The sequence below is a fragment of the Streptomyces sp. NPDC002004 genome (assembly GCF_053593975.1).
On record NZ_JBSFDP010000037.1, the window covers coordinates 1 to 15,450 of the forward strand.

At 72.9% G+C, this 15,450-nt stretch carries 8 protein-coding genes and 1 pseudogene; 3 read left to right on the forward strand and 6 right to left on the reverse strand.

The annotated features are described in order from the left end of the window. Positions 1 to 81 (forward strand): annotated as a pseudogene (locus ACWCP6_RS32030) (3-hydroxyacyl-CoA dehydrogenase NAD-binding domain-containing protein); the annotation flags it as partial. 45 nt (positions 82 to 126) lie between these two features. Here ACWCP6_RS32030 and ACWCP6_RS32035 read toward each other — a convergent pair. Beyond that, positions 127 to 528, reverse strand: coding sequence for a hypothetical protein (locus ACWCP6_RS32035; RefSeq protein ID WP_450936113.1), 402 nt, complete (start codon positions 526 to 528; stop codon positions 127 to 129). A 357-nt stretch (positions 529 to 885) separates the two neighbouring features. Between ACWCP6_RS32035 and ACWCP6_RS32040 the strand changes: the two genes are divergently transcribed. Beyond that, positions 886 to 1,356 carry a hypothetical protein gene (locus tag ACWCP6_RS32040; RefSeq protein ID WP_450936114.1) on the forward strand — a complete coding sequence of 157 codons (471 nt, stop codon included), beginning with the start codon at positions 886 to 888 and terminating at the stop codon, positions 1,354 to 1,356. A 382-nt stretch (positions 1,357 to 1,738) separates the two neighbouring features. Here the strand turns inward: ACWCP6_RS32040 and ACWCP6_RS32045 are convergent, their stop codons facing one another. Continuing rightward, complete coding sequence (locus ACWCP6_RS32045; protein ID WP_450936115.1) at positions 1,739 to 4,882, reverse strand: poly(A) polymerase; 3,144 nt, start codon at positions 4,880 to 4,882, stop codon at positions 1,739 to 1,741. 5 nt (positions 4,883 to 4,887) lie between these two features. After that, the gene (locus ACWCP6_RS32050) at positions 4,888 to 6,744 is read right to left on the reverse strand and encodes an RNA ligase family protein (protein WP_450936116.1); all 1,857 of its coding nucleotides are present in this window, start codon (positions 6,742 to 6,744) and stop codon (positions 4,888 to 4,890) included. A 293-nt stretch (positions 6,745 to 7,037) separates the two neighbouring features. On the opposite strand from ACWCP6_RS32050, the gene ACWCP6_RS32055 reads away from it, so the two are divergent. Then, the gene (locus ACWCP6_RS32055) at positions 7,038 to 8,921 is read left to right on the forward strand and encodes a DNA/RNA helicase domain-containing protein (protein WP_450936117.1); all 1,884 of its coding nucleotides are present in this window, start codon (positions 7,038 to 7,040) and stop codon (positions 8,919 to 8,921) included. A 192-nt stretch (positions 8,922 to 9,113) separates the two neighbouring features. On the opposite strand, the gene ACWCP6_RS32060 is transcribed toward ACWCP6_RS32055, so the two are convergent. The 3 genes from ACWCP6_RS32060 to ACWCP6_RS32070 form a co-directional block, all read right to left on the reverse strand. After that, entirely contained in the window at positions 9,114 to 10,280 is a 1,167-nt protein-coding gene (locus ACWCP6_RS32060) for an acyl-CoA dehydrogenase family protein (RefSeq protein WP_450936118.1), read from the reverse strand. Continuing rightward, positions 10,277 to 11,680: a CaiB/BaiF CoA transferase family protein gene (locus ACWCP6_RS32065; protein ID WP_450936119.1), complete on the reverse strand. Its 1,404-nt coding sequence runs from the start codon at positions 11,678 to 11,680 to the stop codon at positions 10,277 to 10,279. The genes ACWCP6_RS32060 and ACWCP6_RS32065 overlap by 4 nt, the downstream gene beginning before the upstream one ends. A gap of 438 nt (positions 11,681 to 12,118) precedes the next feature. Further along, positions 12,119 to 14,800, reverse strand: a complete 2,682-nt coding sequence (locus ACWCP6_RS32070; RefSeq protein ID WP_450936120.1) for a TIM-barrel domain-containing protein — start codon at positions 14,798 to 14,800, stop codon at positions 12,119 to 12,121. Positions 14,801 to 15,450: the final 650 nt, after the last annotated feature.

Below are 15,450 nucleotides of genomic sequence, written 5' to 3' on the forward strand. Positions count from 1 at the left end.
GACTCGACGCTCGCCCGGCTGAGCTTCACCACCGACCTCGGCGAGTTCGCCGACCGCGACCTCGTGATCGAGGCGGTCGTGCACCCGCCGTAGGAGCCGGAGCCGGAGCCGGAGCCGGGTCAAGGGTCAGTGCGATACGCGCCGCCGGGCGCCGCCACCGGCCAGCCGTCGGCGCAGACGCCCGCGCAGCCTGCGTACGTCGCGCACCCGCCGCGTCGTCCACGTCGGGTCGGGCCTGTTGCCGGGCAGCTCCGGCATCGGGCGGTGCTGCCCGTCGACGTCCAGGACGCACGTCGGCGCACCGTCCCGCCCCTCCTCGCGGCGCAGCGTCACCGTGAGCGGCTGCGGGGGATCACCGGGCAGCTCCCCGCTGAGCACGGTCGGGGACCCGGGCCCCCTGCCGCGCAGCTGCTGGTAGCCGACGACCTTTCCGTCCACCAGGAGCTCCGCCTCGCCAGGCGACCAGTGCGCCTGAACCGTGACGGAGTGGTCGCCCAGGTCCAGGTGGAAGCGGTGACTGCGGGCCATGACCCACCTCCCGTACCGCCGGATCACTGTCCTCCGAGGATACGCACGCCCCGGCGGGTGGCGCCCGGCCTGCCGGACGCACGGGGCGGGCCTGAGGGTCCGTGACTCCCGGCCGCGCAACCCGCTGACGCCCGAGGTCATCCTCGATGCGGCGGGTCCCGTACGGTGCCGCGGACCAACCGGAACCCGCGGGACCGCGCACCGGGGGCGGATCCTGCGCGCCTGAGCACGTCGGCGGACCCTCGCCGTGGGCGAGGTTCCGCAGGCCCGGCCGTCGCCGTCTGAACGGGACGGCGCGGATTCGCGTATCTGTTCTCGTGCCACACCGTCACGACCCGAGACCGTGAGGATGAGCCCATGACCGAATCCACCAACCTTCCCCTGCAGGCACTCCCGGACGGGGGAGCCGAACTACGTCTGGTGCTCCGTCTGCACTGGGAGGACGTCGCGGCGCTCGGACAGGAGGCCGGCCGGCTGGCCGCCCAACTGCGCCGGCCGGTCAGCCTCGACGAGGCCGCCAGTCACAAACTGCGCACCCGGTCCGCTGCCGCGGCGCCCTTGGCGGCCGTGCCGGAGCGGACCGATGCGGCGGCCTCGGGGGCGACGGTGTCGGCGCTGCCGCCCAGTACGTCAGGATCGTCGAGCGCGTCCGGCGCCGCCGCCGTGAGCGCGTCCAGGGCGGCCAGCGGGTCCAGCGCGACCGGTGCGCCCGCCGCGCCCGCCTCACCCACGGAGCAGGCCCGGCACGCGATAGACCGCATCAACGGCTTCGCGGGCAAGGAGCATCCGGCTGCCGCCTCGGTCCCCTCGGCCGCGTCCGCACGCTGACGCGCGCCTCCGGCGGCCGGTGCCCGATGACGATCGGCTCCCGACGGCCATGGGCTCCTGGTGGAGCCCGCGGCCCGGAGGCACGCGACGGCCCTGCCCCCACCGCCACACTCCGGCCGCTCACGGAGTCCGCCTCCCGCCCTCACCCTGACCGGTCGTCATCCGGGCGAAGCAGGTCAGGATCATCAACACGGCGCGGGACGTCCGGTGTTCAGGACTCCGATCCGATGCCTGCAGGGTCGGTGGGCGGATCGGCACGCGTACCCATGTCCGTACGCGCGCCTACCGGGGGGCGACCCCCTGCGGACCACTCGTGTTCGTCGTTCCCGCGCGGCCACGAGAGGCCCAGGGCCGCCCCACGACGTCCGGGGGCGCCGCGGCGTCAGCGCGGCGTCGGCACCGCCCCGCACTCCGCCCAGGTGACCTCGACCCCCGGCAGGCCCTTGACCCACCGGTCGGTGATCCCGGCGAGCCGGGTCGCGTCCGGTGGCGTACGGCCGAGGCCGATCGCGTAGCGGACCGACGCCGGGCCGGACTCGTAGGGGCGGGGCCAGGCATGGGCGTCGGGGGTGCCGCCTTCTTCCAGAGCGGTGAGCAGAGCCCGGACCCGGCCCCGGAAACGGCCCACGGTCCGGTCGAAGTCCTCACCCGGCACCTGATCGACCGACACGACCGCCCATGCCGCGTGACGGCGGTGCAGCGGCGGGGGCGACAGCAGTACGGGCCACGGGTCCGCTCCTGTCCCGGCTGCCGCTTCGAGAGTGTCCCACGCCTGGTACAGCTCGTGCGCCAGCAGGTCGCGGCCACCGGTGCCGACCTGCGCGGTGCACAGGCGGACCGGTTCGGTCGGGGTCACGACCGCCACCGGCTGTGGGCCGGATCCCGTGCTGCCGGGCCCGTCGGACGCTGCGCGCACCACGACGTCGGGTGTGAGCCCGACCGGCTCCCGCCAGTCCCAGGCGGCCCAGGTGGCGAAGAAGTGCCGGAGCAGATCTCCCGCGGGCAGGTGCCCCGAGTCCCGGGCCGTACGTGCCGCGAGCACCGACCAGCCGAGACCGGGCACGGTGCCGAACGGAGCCGAGTCCAGGCCCCGCGCCCGCGCCCACGCCTTGACCTGCCGGGCCAGCCGGGCGAACGCGGCCCGATGGCCGCCGGCCGCATCCACGATCGCGTCGGCGTCGCTGACCGCGCTGAGTGCGACGGCGCCCGCGTCGCCCAGCTCGGTGCGCAGGGCCACGGCGTCCTCGGGGGAGACCGGTCCGGTGGCGACCACGACCAGGTCGACGTCCAGGTCGTCGACGGTGAACCGCAGGCCCGGAACCCGTGCGCCGGTCACCTGCCGCATCCGGGTGGCGTCCGGCACCGCGGCCGTCACCCGCGCCTGTACGTCCGCCATGTCGACGGAGCCCGGCAGGGCGGCCACGAGGTCCAGGTCGGCGTGCGCCGATGCGCAGCCCATGCGACGGGATCCCACGACGTGGACGACGCCTTCGCCGAGCGCCTGCGCGATGCGCCGGGCGACCGTCGCGGCCCGGTCCGCCCGTGCCGGATCCTCCGCGGCCGGCTCACCCGCACGCTCCGCCACGGCGGCGGCCGACAGGCCCGCTCCGGTCTCCGACGGCTCCGGCAGCCACCCCCCGGGTCCCGCCTCGAACGGCTCCGACAGCCACGTCCCCGCCCCCGTCTCGGGGCGCTCGGGCAGCCACCGCACCTCGCCCGTGCCGAGCGCGACCGTGCCCCGCGGCCGCATCGGCCCGTCGCCGCGCCGGGACAGCAGCACGAGTTCACCGACCGTCGCCGTCATCGGGCCGAGACGGGCGGAGCACTCGGCGGCGAGCCGCCGCGGATCCCGGGTCCGGCCCAGGGACAGGTGCGGGGTGAAGCCCTGGTGGCGCCCACGGCACCGGGGGAAGCGCTCCACCAGCGCGCGGTACAGGTTCGCCCACGGTGCCGCGTCGCCCGCCGCGGGGTCGAGCCACACGGTGGCGTAGTCCCGGTGCCGGAAGCTGTGCACCCCGTGCAGCTGTGCCGGGAAAGCGGTCGTTTCGGCCGCCGCGGCGGCGAGCAGCGGTGCCGCACGCTCGAAGTCGGACTCCGGTACGAAGCCGAAGAGCACGTTGACATGCGGCGGCCAGCGGTGGATCTGCGGGTCGTGGTCCCGGCGGACGTCCTGGACGGGGGCCCACAGCTCCCGGGGCGGCATCCACGCCACCGCCGTACGCGCCGTGGGGGAGATGTCGAAGACGCCCGTCGGGTCGCTCCCGCCGGTCCCGGACCGTGTCCCGGCTCCGGATCCGGGGCCCGCATTCGGGTCCGGGTTCCGGTCGAAGCCCAGATGCGCCTCCACACCGTAATGATCCGACACGTACAGGCCCTCGGGCGTGGGTGTGTCGCCCCGCAGTACTGCCCCCGTCGCGCGCAGTCCACCCGCCCGCGCGGAGCTCGCGGGGCCGCCTCCCGCACGGAGCAGGACGCGGTCGAGCCGCGAGGCACGGCCGGAGAGCGACGAGACGGCGGCCAGCGGGTTGACGCGCGGGTCGAAGGTCGGGGTCGTGTCGCCCGCCCCGTGCACCTCCGTCCAGGCGTCGCGCAGCCCGAGCGCGAGGGACGGGCCGTCCCCGCCCTCGTTGAAGTCGCCCACCAGGACCAGTTCGCCCTCCACCCCGGCGAGGCCGTCGGCGAGCTGCGTCAGCTCCGCCTGCCGCCGTGCCGGACCGTCGTCGGAATGGTCGCTGGACAGATGGGTTGCGGCCACCACGACCGGCCCCGACGCGCACTCCACGGTGAGGGCGGTGACCGCCTTGTGCGGGCCCAGCATGTGCAGCCCCGCCTCGCGTACGGGCAGCCGGCTGAGGATCAGCAGCCCGGTGTCCTCGACGTCGCCCCCGGCGGGATCGGTGCCCAGGGTGTAGCCCGCCCGGACCCAGGGCGCCTGCATCAGCAGCGCGAGCAGTTCGATCTCGACCTCCTGGAGGGCGACGACGTCCGCGTCGGCGTCCTCCAGGGCCGCCAGCAGAAGCGGCCGCCGCCGTGCGGTGTCGATGAGGTCGCCGTCGTACCGGTCCCACAGCGTGTTCCAGGTCAGTACGCGCAGGTCCGTGGCGCCGGGGACGAGCCTCCCCGCATCGTCGTCACGAGCGGACGCGGGCCGTCCGCGTACGCCGCCCTTCCCGGGCCCGGGCCTTCCGCGCACCTCGGCCGCGGGGCACCACGCACCCACCGCCGGATCCCACGCGTACGGCGTCCGTGCCGTGAAGAACGGCGCCCGCAGCCGCCGGGGCTCCCGCACCCGTCCGGCCTCCGCCGTGTCGATGCGATCCACACCCGTGGCTCGGTCCCACACCACCTCGCCGTCCGCCTCCACGAACAGCACCCGGTGCCAGGGAATGTCGCCGCCCGGCACGAACACGGGCAGCGGAATCCGCTTGGGCGAGGCCCCCCGCTGGTGGATGCCCAGCACGAACCGCGCCGGATCGAACCGCGGGTCCCAGCGCACCCGGTGGTAGATCTCCTCGCTGGTACGCATCGGACTCAGCCTTCCTCTCCGTCCAGGGTGCCGCGGACGCCCGCGCCCCCGTCCGGGTCGCCGCCGATCCCGCACCCGCCCCCGTCGAGGACCGCGTCCCCGTCCAGGACACCGTCCACGTCCTCCACCGCGCCGCCTGCCCCGACGTACCAGGTGCGATGGGCCTGTCCGGGATACGGCGGCGAGAACCGCCGCGCCTGCTCCCGGAGCACCTGCGGCGGCACCGCATGGGCACGGGCGGCGTTGCGCCGGACCAGCTCGTCCTCCTCGACGAGCATGACCACGTGCGTGACCAGCGCCTCGCGCCGCTCGGCGACCGCGTGTACCAGGGAACGCTGGTGCTCGTTCAGGGACGTGGCGTCCCACACCACCGTCCCACCGTCCGCCAGCGCCGCGTCCAGCTGCGCCAGTCCGTCCCGCAGCACCGCTCCGTTCGCCCGCTGGTCCGCCCGGGAGCCGCGGGCCGCGCGCAGCTCGTCCAGCGACACGTACGCGTCGGCACCGGCGAGCCCACCACCGAACGAGCTCTTCCCGCTGCCCGAAGGACCGACCAGGTGGACCAGCCGCGCAAACGCGCCGGACCGCCAGCGCCAGCTCGCCGCGACGGCCTCGTCGACGGTGGTGACCCGGCCCCTCGCGTACGCCTCCCGCGCGGCCGCCCAGCACCGGTCCGCCGCGTCGGCACCGAGCCCGGCGAGTGCGTCGCGCAGCCCCTCCCGCAGCGGCTCCCACGGTGCTTCGCCGAGCAGCCCCGCGTCCTCGGCGTACAGCGCCGACCACTCGACCTGCTCGCGTGCCCCGTCGGCCTCCGCGTCGGTGCGCCCGGCGAGTACCGCCCCGGCCACGGCATGCAGCACGCCGAGGTCGGCGGCGACCGCCAGCCGCCCCAGCCCACTGCGCCGCTCCTCGTCCGGAAACGGCTGCTGCAGACGGGCGTGCAGCCCCACGAGATCCGCGACACGACGCGCCGACGGCATGCCCAGCGGACCCACCAGCCGCGGCGCCAGCCGGCCCCGCTCCCGCCGCATGCCGTGCAGCAGGGCGGCCAGCACACCCGCCAGCCGCGCGTCGCCGGTCCGCCCCAGCACATCGAGCCGCCCGGACACATCGGCCACGGCCGCCTCGGCGTCCGCGAGCCCCGTGCCCAGCTCGTCCGCACCGACCCCCACCGCGTCCGCCAGCGCCCCGGCATCGGGGACCGCCCCGGAACGCACGGCCCACAGCGCGGCGGCCGGACCCAGCCCGTTCTCCACCACCGGCGCGTGCATCCAGTGCGTATCGGTCTGCACATGACGGCGGCGCACCCACTTGGCCACCCGCCGCCCGAACTCCTCGCGCTCGAAGCCCTCGACGGTCCGTACGACGTACCCCTCCTGACGTGCGGTGTCCACCGTCAGCGCCCGCAGGGCCCGTTCGTCGAAGACACCCCGCCACAGCACCCGGGGCACCGGCACCCCGACCCCGCGCAGGAACCGCACGCTACGGTCCCAGTCCAGGCACCGTTCGCCGTCCCACACGGAGAACCCGTAGAACCAGCTGTCCAGACCGTCGTACGCGAGGGAGTGCCGCGCATGCAGATTCTCCCCGCACACCCGCCACCCCGGCGGAATCCCCGGGCCGATCCGCCCCTGCAGCCCCTTCACCCAGGCCCGCGACGGATGATGCCCCGAGTCCAACGACCGCGCGTGCACCCCGTCCGCGTACAGCGTCGTGTTCTCGCCGTCGAGCTTCTCGGTGACCACGACCTCCCGGCCCCGCAGCCCCGACAACTCCCCGACCCGCACATCGTCCGACGTCGCCCCCGGCGACCACGGCAGATGCGGAGTGCGGGGATACGGCGTGCGCGAATGGCGCGTACGCATGATGACTTCCCCCGTGACGATGTTGTGCTCCCGCCACTGTAGGAACGCGAACAGGCACGATCCATCGAATTGTTGCCCCGATGGCCGCCCCCGCCGTCGGTGAGTGGACCGAACCGAAGGCTGTCGGCTTCCGGTCCGGACGGGTGTACCCGTAACCCGGAAGAGTTCATCCTGCACCGGTATCATCGAACACATCGTCATCGCGGCCCGACGGGCTTCCGCTCCGCACCTGCGGAGTTACGAGGACACGCCCCCACCCGCACGAGTTGTTTCGTGCTGCCTGGGGGCTCTCCTTGTTGTTTCGTGCGTCTGCGAAGTCGACCGCCGCCAGCGCACTTGACGGTTCACTCTTCCTCCATCTGACTGAGCAGTTTGTCCGCATGCATGGCTACCGCCCAGGGAAGTCGGAAGCCCGCTCCTGGCAACGAATCATCCCCGCCCTGACGGCTGCCCTGAACGACGGGGGACTCGGCAGCGTCGAGGTCCTGATCGAGTACGCCCTGCCGCTGAACAGCAAGCGTGCCGACGCGGTACTCGCGGGGGTGCATCCCGAAACCGGCGAACCCTCCTACGTCGTGGTCGAACTGAAGCAGTGGAGTCAGGCCGAACCGCACGAGGAGGACCCGGCCCTCTGCCACGTCGACGCCTACCCGCACCCTGTTCTCAACCCGATCGAGCAGGTGCGCCGATACTGCCAATACCTCGTCAACTTCAACGGATCGGTGGCCGCGCACCGACACCGCGTCAGCGGTGTGGCCTACCTGCACAACGCCACCGAGTTCGGTGCCGGTGGGTTGAGGGAACTCGAAGTCGACGACTGCGGGCAGTTGTTCACCGCGGACAGCCGCGGGGCGTTCATCGATCACCTCAAGACCAAGCTGAGCGACAGGCACTCGGGAGCCGGTGCGGCCGACGAGCTCATCGAGGGCAAGGCCGTCCCGTCCCAGCAGCTGATGTCCGTCGCCGCGAAGGAGGTCCGTGAGCGCGAACAGTTCGTGCTCCTGGACCAGCAGCAGGTCGCGTACCGCACGGTGCTCAACGCCGTTCGGAAGGCCAAGCACTCCGATCACAAGGAAGTCGTGATCGTGACGGGAGGTCCGGGCACGGGCAAGAGTGTCATCGCGCTCCAACTCCTGGGCGATCTGTACCGACGCGGGGTGCCCGCGTTGCACGCAACCGGCTCGCAGTCGTTCACCAAGACCATGCGCAAGGTCGCGGGAGCCAGGAAACGGGAAGTACAGGACCTCTTCAAGTACTTCAACAGCTTCATGACGGCCGAGAAGAACAGCCTCGGGGCGCTGATCTGTGACGAGGCCCACCGCATCCGTGAGACCTCGGCCAACCGATTCACCCGTGCCGCGCACCGCACCGGCAGGGCGCAGATCGACGAGCTCATCGACGTCGCGTATGTGCCTGTTTTCCTTCTCGACGAACACCAGGTGGTGCGACCGGGCGAGATGGGAACGGTGGCCGAGATCAAGGCGGCGGCCGCCCGCAAGGGCCTGGCCTGCCAGGTCGTACCGCTGGACAGCCAGTTCCGTTGCGGCGGCAGTGACGCGTATCTGCGATGGGTCGTACGTCTGCTCGGACTTGAGCCGGGCGGCCCCTTGGCCTGGGACCCCGACGACCGTATGCGGCTCCTGGTGGCCGACAGCCCCGCGGAGATGGAGGCCTTTCTCGAGGCCCGCCGCGCCCAGGGGTATGGCGCCCGTATGTCAGCCGGATACTGCTGGCCCTGGTCGCCGGAACCCAAGCCGGGGCAACCACTCCCGGCCGATGTGGTGATCGGCACGTGGAGCCGGCCCTGGAACCTGCGCGGTGACCGAGGAGTTTCCGGCGCACCGCCGTCCGCGCACTGGGCCACGGACCCGGCGGGCTTCGGTCAGGTCGGCTGCGTCTACACCGCACAGGGATTCGAGTACGACTGGTCCGGCGTCATCATCGGCCCGGACCTGGTCTGGCGGGGCGACCGCTGGGTCACCAACCGTACGGCGTCCAAGGACCCGGTGTTCAAGAAGGCCACGTCCGATGCCGACGTGGACCGGCTCATCCGTAACACCTACAAGGTGCTGCTGACTCGTGGAATGGTCGGCACGGTGCTGTACTCGACGGATCCGGAGACGCGGGACAAGCTGCGTGAACTGGTAGGCGCGGCCCGCGAGATCGCCGCGGTCTGACGGCGCGGGACCAAGGGCTGCCCCAGCTGGCCGGTGGACGCCGCCCTCGGGTCCGTGGCCGACGGTGACGCACACTGACGTGGCTCCCACCCCCGACTCGTGGCTCGTCCGCGACGAGAGTGCTGACGCACCGGACACGCGCACCCACCCCCCTCCTCCGGCATGGTGGCCGGGGTCGCCGCGTCGGCCGGGTCAGTCGTCCAGGCCGCCGCGGGTGACGAGCCGGCGGGCGATGACGGTGCGCTGGATCTCGTTCGTGCCCTCGCCGACGATCATCAGGGGTGCGTCACGGAAGTAGCGCTCGACGTCGAACTCGGTGGAGTAGCCGTAGGCGCCGTGGATGCGGACGGCGTCGAGTGCGATCTGCATGGCCGTCTCGGAGGCGAAGAGCTTGGCCATGCCCGCCTCCATGTCGACGCGCCGTCCGGCGTCCATCTCGCGGGCGGCGTGCAGGGTCAGCTGGCGTGCGGCGGTCAGGGAGGTCGCCATGTCGGCGAGATAGTTGCCGATGGACTGGTGACGGTGGATCGGTTCGCCGAAGGTCTCGCGTTCCTGGGCGTAGCGCAGGGCGTCGTCGAAGGCGGCCCGGCCGACGCCGAGGGCGCGCGCGGCGACCTGGAGCCGGCCGGTCTCCAGGCCCTTCATCATCTGTCCGAAGCCCTGGCCCGTCACACCGCCGAGCAGCGCGTCCGCCGGGGCGCGGTAGTCGCCGAAGACGAGTTCGCAGCTCTCGACGCCCTTGTAGCCGAGCTTGGGGAGGTCGCGCGAGACCGTGAGGCCGGGGCCGTGCTCGGCGAGGAGGACGGAGATGCCGCGGTGCTTCGGCTCGGCGTCGGGGTCGGTCTTGCACAGCAGCGCGATCAGCTGTGAGCGGCGGGAGTTGGTGATCCAGGTCTTGGCGCCGTTCACGACGTACTCGTCGCCCTCGCGCCGCGCCACGGTGCGCAGGGCCTGGAGGTCGGAGCCGCCGGCGGGCTCGGTGAGGGCCATCGTCGCGCGGACCTCGCCGGTGGCCATCCTCGGCAGGTAACGCCTCCGCTGTTCCCCGGTGCCGAAGTGCACGAGCAGCTTCGTGACGACGGTGTGGCCGCCCATGGCGCCCGCCAGGGTCATCCAGCCGCGGGCGAGCTGCTCGGTGACCAGCACGAAGCAGGGGGTGGACACGGGTGTGCCGCCGTACTCCGCGGGGACGGCGAGCCCGAAGATCCCGAGTGCCTTCATCCGCTCGATGAGGTCCTCGGGGTAGGTGTCGGCGTGCTCCAGCTCCCGTACGACCGGCCTGACCTCGCGGTCGACGAAGTCCCGTACCGTTTCGACGATCAGCCGTTCGTCGGCGGGGAGGGTGTCGAGGGTGCTCACCGGGCCGCCGCCCTTCCGGGTCCGTCGTCGCGGGCCGAACCGGTGGTGTCGTGGTCCGTGGAGTCGACGACTCCCTCGGCGCGCAGGCGCTCGATGTCGGCCGGGGTGCGGCCCAGGGCCGTCAGGATCCGTTCGGTGTGCTCTCCGGCGGCCGGAACGGGGTCCATCCTGGCGGTCGTCCCGGCGAGGTCCGCCGGGGGCAGCAGCGCCTGTACGGGACCGGGGGCGCCCGGCACCGAGATGTCGCGCCAGCGTCCGCGCTCGGCCAGGACGGGATGGTCCACGAACTCGGCCACGGAGTTGACGCCGGCGTTGGCGACGCCGGCCTTGTCCAGGAGCTCCATCGCGTCCTCGCCGGTGAGTTCGGCGAAGCGCGCGGCGACGAGCGCGTCGAGCTCGGCGCGGTGGGCGACCCGGTCGTCGCCGGTGGCGAAGCGCGGGTCGTCGGCGAGCGCGGGGCGCTCCAGGAACGTGGCGCACAGGGCACGCCACTCGCGCTCGTTCTGGATGGACAGCATCACCTCGCTGCCGTCGCCCGAGGTGAACAGGCCGTACGGGGCGATCGTGGCGTGGCGCGCCCCGATGCGCGGGGGCTGCGTGCCGCCGTAGCGCGTGTAGTACGCCGGCTGGCTCATCCACTCGGCCAGGGCCTCGAAGAGCGACACCTCGACGGCGGGCGCCCGCCCGGTGGTGGCCCGTGTGTAGAGGGCGGAGAGGACGCCGCTGTACGCATACATCCCGGCGGCGATGTCGGCGACGGAGATGCCCACCCGCGCGGGTTCCTCGGGCGAGCCGGTGATGGACAGCAGACCCGTCTGGCACTGCACGAGGAGGTCGTACGACTTGCGGTGCGACCAGGGGCCGCTCGTGCCGTAGCCACTGATCGTGCAGGGGATGAGCCGGGGGTGCCGGGCCTGGAGTCCGGCCGCGTCGAGTCCCAGGCGGTCGGCCGCGCCGGGGGCCAGGTTCTGCACGAACACGTCCGCGTCGGCGAGGAGTTCGTGCAGGATGTCCCGGCCGGCCGTCGTTTTGACGTCGAGGGTGAGGGATTCCTTGGAGCGGTTCAGCCAGACGAAGTAGCTCGCCTGCCCGTGCACGGTGGTGTCGTAGCGGCGGGCGAAGTCGCCGCCGCCGGGACGCTCGACCTTGATGACCCGGGCGCCGAGGTCGGCGAGCTGCCGGGTGGCGAAGGGGGCGGCGACCGCCTGTTCCAGGCTGACGACCGTGATGCCGGCGAGCGGGAGGGGTGGTTCCCCGGCCGTGCGGGGACGCGCGGCCGCGTCGTCGGACGCGTGGGGGTGCCCGGCCGGGGCGGACGGTTGTTCCCCGGCCGCGCCGCGCCGCGGTTCCTCCGGTGTGCCGGGTCCCTGCGGCTCGGTCGCGCCGGGTCGCTCGGTCATACGGTGCCCTTTCCGGGAGGTTCCGCGCGCGGCACCGCGGCGCCGGCTCACCGGCCCGCCTCGATGCCCGGCGCATGGTCGTACCGCGCCCAGTGTGCACAGTCGCAGGGTGCGGCGGTCAATGGGGCAGGCCGGGGCCGTGACGTGGTGCCTTCCCGCCGCAGGCCCACGTCCCGTGGCCGCCGTGGCGGGCCGATGGCCGGCCGCAGCGGCGACGGGTGCGGCCCGGTGCCGATCGAGGCGGCCCGGGGGCGCGTGCGCAGCGGGCGTCCGAGGACGGCGAAGGGGGGGGGCGGGGACACCGGCCGCCGTCGACCGTGCCCCGCCCCCCCCGGTGCACATCGTCCCGGCACCGGACACACCGTGCCGGTATCGGACGCACCCTCGTGGCGCCTCCTGCGCGGGCGCACATTCCTCCGGTGGCGCCCGCGCCGGTGTCTACCGCTTCAGGGCCACCGTGAAGGCCCGGTCGAGGGACACCCGTGCGGTCTTCACCGTCGTCACCCCCGTCCCCGCGTCGTAGTACCACCCGGTACCGGCTGCCGCGAGGGCGTCCGCGGAGCCCGCGCGGGTAAGGAAGCGGCCGTCGTACGACACGCGGCGGGGTGCGTGGTCGGCGTGGACCGTGAAGCGGTAGGCGCGGGCGTCCGGCTTGCCGGAGTAGCTGCCCCTGCTCGCGCCGACGGAGACGGTGACACCGTGCTCGTCCGCGTCCGCCGTCACCCGCTGGGTCGCCGACGCGCCGGAGGCGAACGCCCGCGTCACGCCGTCGTCCTCGTACAGCGTGTACGAGCTGTGTCCCTGCGGGTGCACGTCCCAGTCCAGCTCGTGCCGGTCACGGGTCTTCCACGAGGTCGTGCCCTGCGGCCACATCGGCACGATCGCGCCCGCCTTGACGAAGAGGGGAAGGGTGTCGATGGGGGCGTGGTAGCCGTTGACCGTGGTCGGGCCCCGGTAGGTCCTGCCGGTCCAGTAGTCCGTCCAGACGCCCTTCGGCAGATAGATGCCGTCACGCGTGTCCGAGTCCTTGTAGACGGGTGCGACCAGGAAGTCGGAGCCGGCCAGGTACTCGTACTTGGCGTCGTCGCCGAGCGTGCGAGGGTCGTCGGGGTACTCCAGGTACAGCGGGCGCACCCCGCCGACGCCGGTCTTCGCGGCGTCCGCGGCCAGGGTGTACAGGTAGGGCAGCAGGCGCTCGCGGAGCAGCAGGTACTTGCGGTTGACCGAGGTGTACGGTTCGCCGTCCACCCACGGCTGCTGGTCGGCCTTCTGGTGGGTGGTCAGGTCGGTGGCCCAGCCGTCCATCGTCATGATCGCCGGGAGGAACGTCTTGGCCTGGAGGTCGCGCGCGTACATCTTCGCGTCGTGGCGGAAGATGCTGCCGACGTCACCCGTGTTGTACGCGATGCCGGACATCGTGGCGCCCGCGTACGTCGGGATCTGCCAGCGCACGTAGTCCCACGACAGGCTCTGGTCGCCGCTCCACAGGACACCGCAGCGCTGCGCGCCCGCCCAGGACACCGGCAGCCAGACGAACCCGCGTGCGTCACTGTTGTCCTCGATGCCGGACTTCGCCCGGTCGCAGGCGTCCAGCGCCATGCCGTAGCCGTTGCCGACCCAGGCGACGTCGAGCTTGGCGACCCGCTGGCCGGCCTTGACCTGCTCGGCGAGCTTGTCGAGCCCGTCCTGCGTCCACAGACCGAGCTGGGCACCGCGGTTCTGGAGCCCCCCGGCGGTCTCGGGGAGGTTCTCGTAGCCGCAGCCGTAGCCGTCGTTGACCAGCATCCAGCCGAGCGGCATCCCGTGCTGCACATAGCCGTCGGCGACCTTCAGCGAGTCGAGGGTGTGGCGCTCGCCCCGGTTGGCGTTGTGCAGGTAACAGTCGGAGTCGCCCGGCTCCAGCCCGTAGACCGGCGGCATGAAGGGCTTGCCGACCAGCGAGGTGTACGCGCCGATGACGTGCTTCGCGTCGCCGGTGAAGTAGTACGCGTCCAGGCGGCGCTCCTGCTGGCCGGTGTGCACGGAGGGGCCGAAGACGTACACACCGGGCGCGAAGGTGTTGCGGAAGACGCCGTAGCCCGCCGACGACAGATAGAAGGGCTGCGAGTTGTTGTAGCCGCCCTCGTTCCAGTCGAAGCTGTTGGCGACGTACATCGTCCTGTCGCGGTGCGAGAAACTGCCGTTCTGCTCGCCCCCGCCGAAGAACTGCTCGTCCTCGCCGCGGTCGAGGCTCTGCCGCATGCCGCCGGTGGACCAGCGCAGGGGCTTGTCCTCCTGCCAGACGCGCGTCCTGTTGTCGGCCTTGTAGAGGCCGAAGCGCAACGGCTTCTTGTAGACGCGCAGGACGGCCCCGGGGGCTCGGATGCCGTAGTACGCGCCCGCGTCGAAGGACGTCGTGTGCGTCTGCGGGGCGGGCTGCTTGCGGACGATCCGCGAGCCGGCCGGGTCGCTGAAGTCGCCGGACGGGTCGGCCTGGAGCCGCAGTCCGCCGCCCTCGAGGAAGTCGGCCTTCGCCCTGAGGCCACCCGCGGCCATGGTGTAGCTGCCCTGGCCGCCGGTGAAGGAGGTCAGGTCGCCGGCGTCGGTCGTCGCGGGCAGATAGGCCTTGCCGACGAAGGAGTCGTCGTGCACGTCGTACGGGACGACCACGACGTGGTACGTGCCGTTCGCCTTCGGGATCACCGTGGCCTCGGAGTCGGCCGTGCCGGCACTGGAGGCGACCTGCTTGCCCGCGTCGTCGTAGACGTACATGTCGAAGTCGTCGGCCGGCTTCTGCCATTCGACCGAGACCGGTACGCCGCCCTCGGGGTTGTCGTCCCAGTACCCGTCCGGGACCGAGACCTTGAGGTCGAAACGGTCGCAGACCTTGCCGTCCGGGTCCTCCGACAGGGGCGGGCACTTCGCCGGGTCGCCCACGGTCCCGGCGGCGTACTCCCGGCTCCGCCAGGTCACGCTGCCGTGCGCGGCGTCCAGCACGCCGCTCCCCGGCGTCGCCGCGCTCGCCTCCTGGGCGGGGGCCGCGAGGAGCGCGGCGGCCAGGGCGGCGGCCAGCCCCGCCGCGGCGAAGGCGGCCGGGCGTGTGCCGGCCCACCGCGCGTGCAGGCGCAGTCTTCGGTGCATTCGTCGCACTGATTCCATCTCCGCTCATACCAACGGGCAGATGTTTACTGGTGCTTGAAATATTGTTGTTCCGAGCACATTCGCGCATCCGTGCAGGCATCACCTTCCGCCTTCGGGCGCGGGCATGTCAACGGAGGGGGCGGGGGTGACGGAGTGTCAGATGCGGCGCGGGGGAGGGGCTGCCGCCCCCGGCCGGCGCATCCGTGGTCCGGCGGGAGGGCACCCTGCGGCTCCACGGATTCCAGCGGCGATGTCACCGGAATGTGGCCGGATGACCGGACCCCGGTGTTCGCCCACGCGCCGGGAGGCCGTCTCGACGACGGCGTACCCGTCCCTCGCCCCAGCACCGGACGAAGCCCTGGTCGGCGTCCTCTCGTCCGACAGGGCCGTGGGGACGAGCAGATGGACCCGGACGACGCCGTGAAGGTCCTTGAAAGGGGCCGGCCGCGTGATGAGCCGGCTGCCGGACGAGCAGCGGAGCCAGCTCGCCGCACTCATCGGGACGACGGCCGCGGCGGAGACGAACCCGGTCCGACGGCAGTTCCCGGAGGGTTTCCCGGAGAGGTTCGGACTCGCCGCGGATCCGGCCCGAGGCCGGAGGGGCTTTGCGCCCGACGGGGAATCGGGTCCGGAGGACGCCCGGTCGCACC

Coding starts and splice junctions, on each gene's coding strand:
- ACWCP6_RS32035 (WP_450936113.1), bottom strand. CDS start 528: ATGGCCCGCAGTCACCGCTTCCACCTGGACCTGGGCGACCACTCCGTC.
- ACWCP6_RS32040 (WP_450936114.1), top strand. CDS start 886: ATGACCGAATCCACCAACCTTCCCCTGCAGGCACTCCCGGACGGGGGA.
- ACWCP6_RS32045 (WP_450936115.1), bottom strand. CDS start 4,882: ATGCGTACCAGCGAGGAGATCTACCACCGGGTGCGCTGGGACCCGCGG.
- ACWCP6_RS32050 (WP_450936116.1), bottom strand. CDS start 6,744: ATGCGTACGCGCCATTCGCGCACGCCGTATCCCCGCACTCCGCATCTG.
- ACWCP6_RS32065 (WP_450936119.1), bottom strand. CDS start 11,680: ATGACCGAGCGACCCGGCGCGACCGAGCCGCAGGGACCCGGCACACCG.
- ACWCP6_RS32070 (WP_450936120.1), bottom strand. CDS start 14,800: ATGCACCGAAGACTGCGCCTGCACGCGCGGTGGGCCGGCACACGCCCG.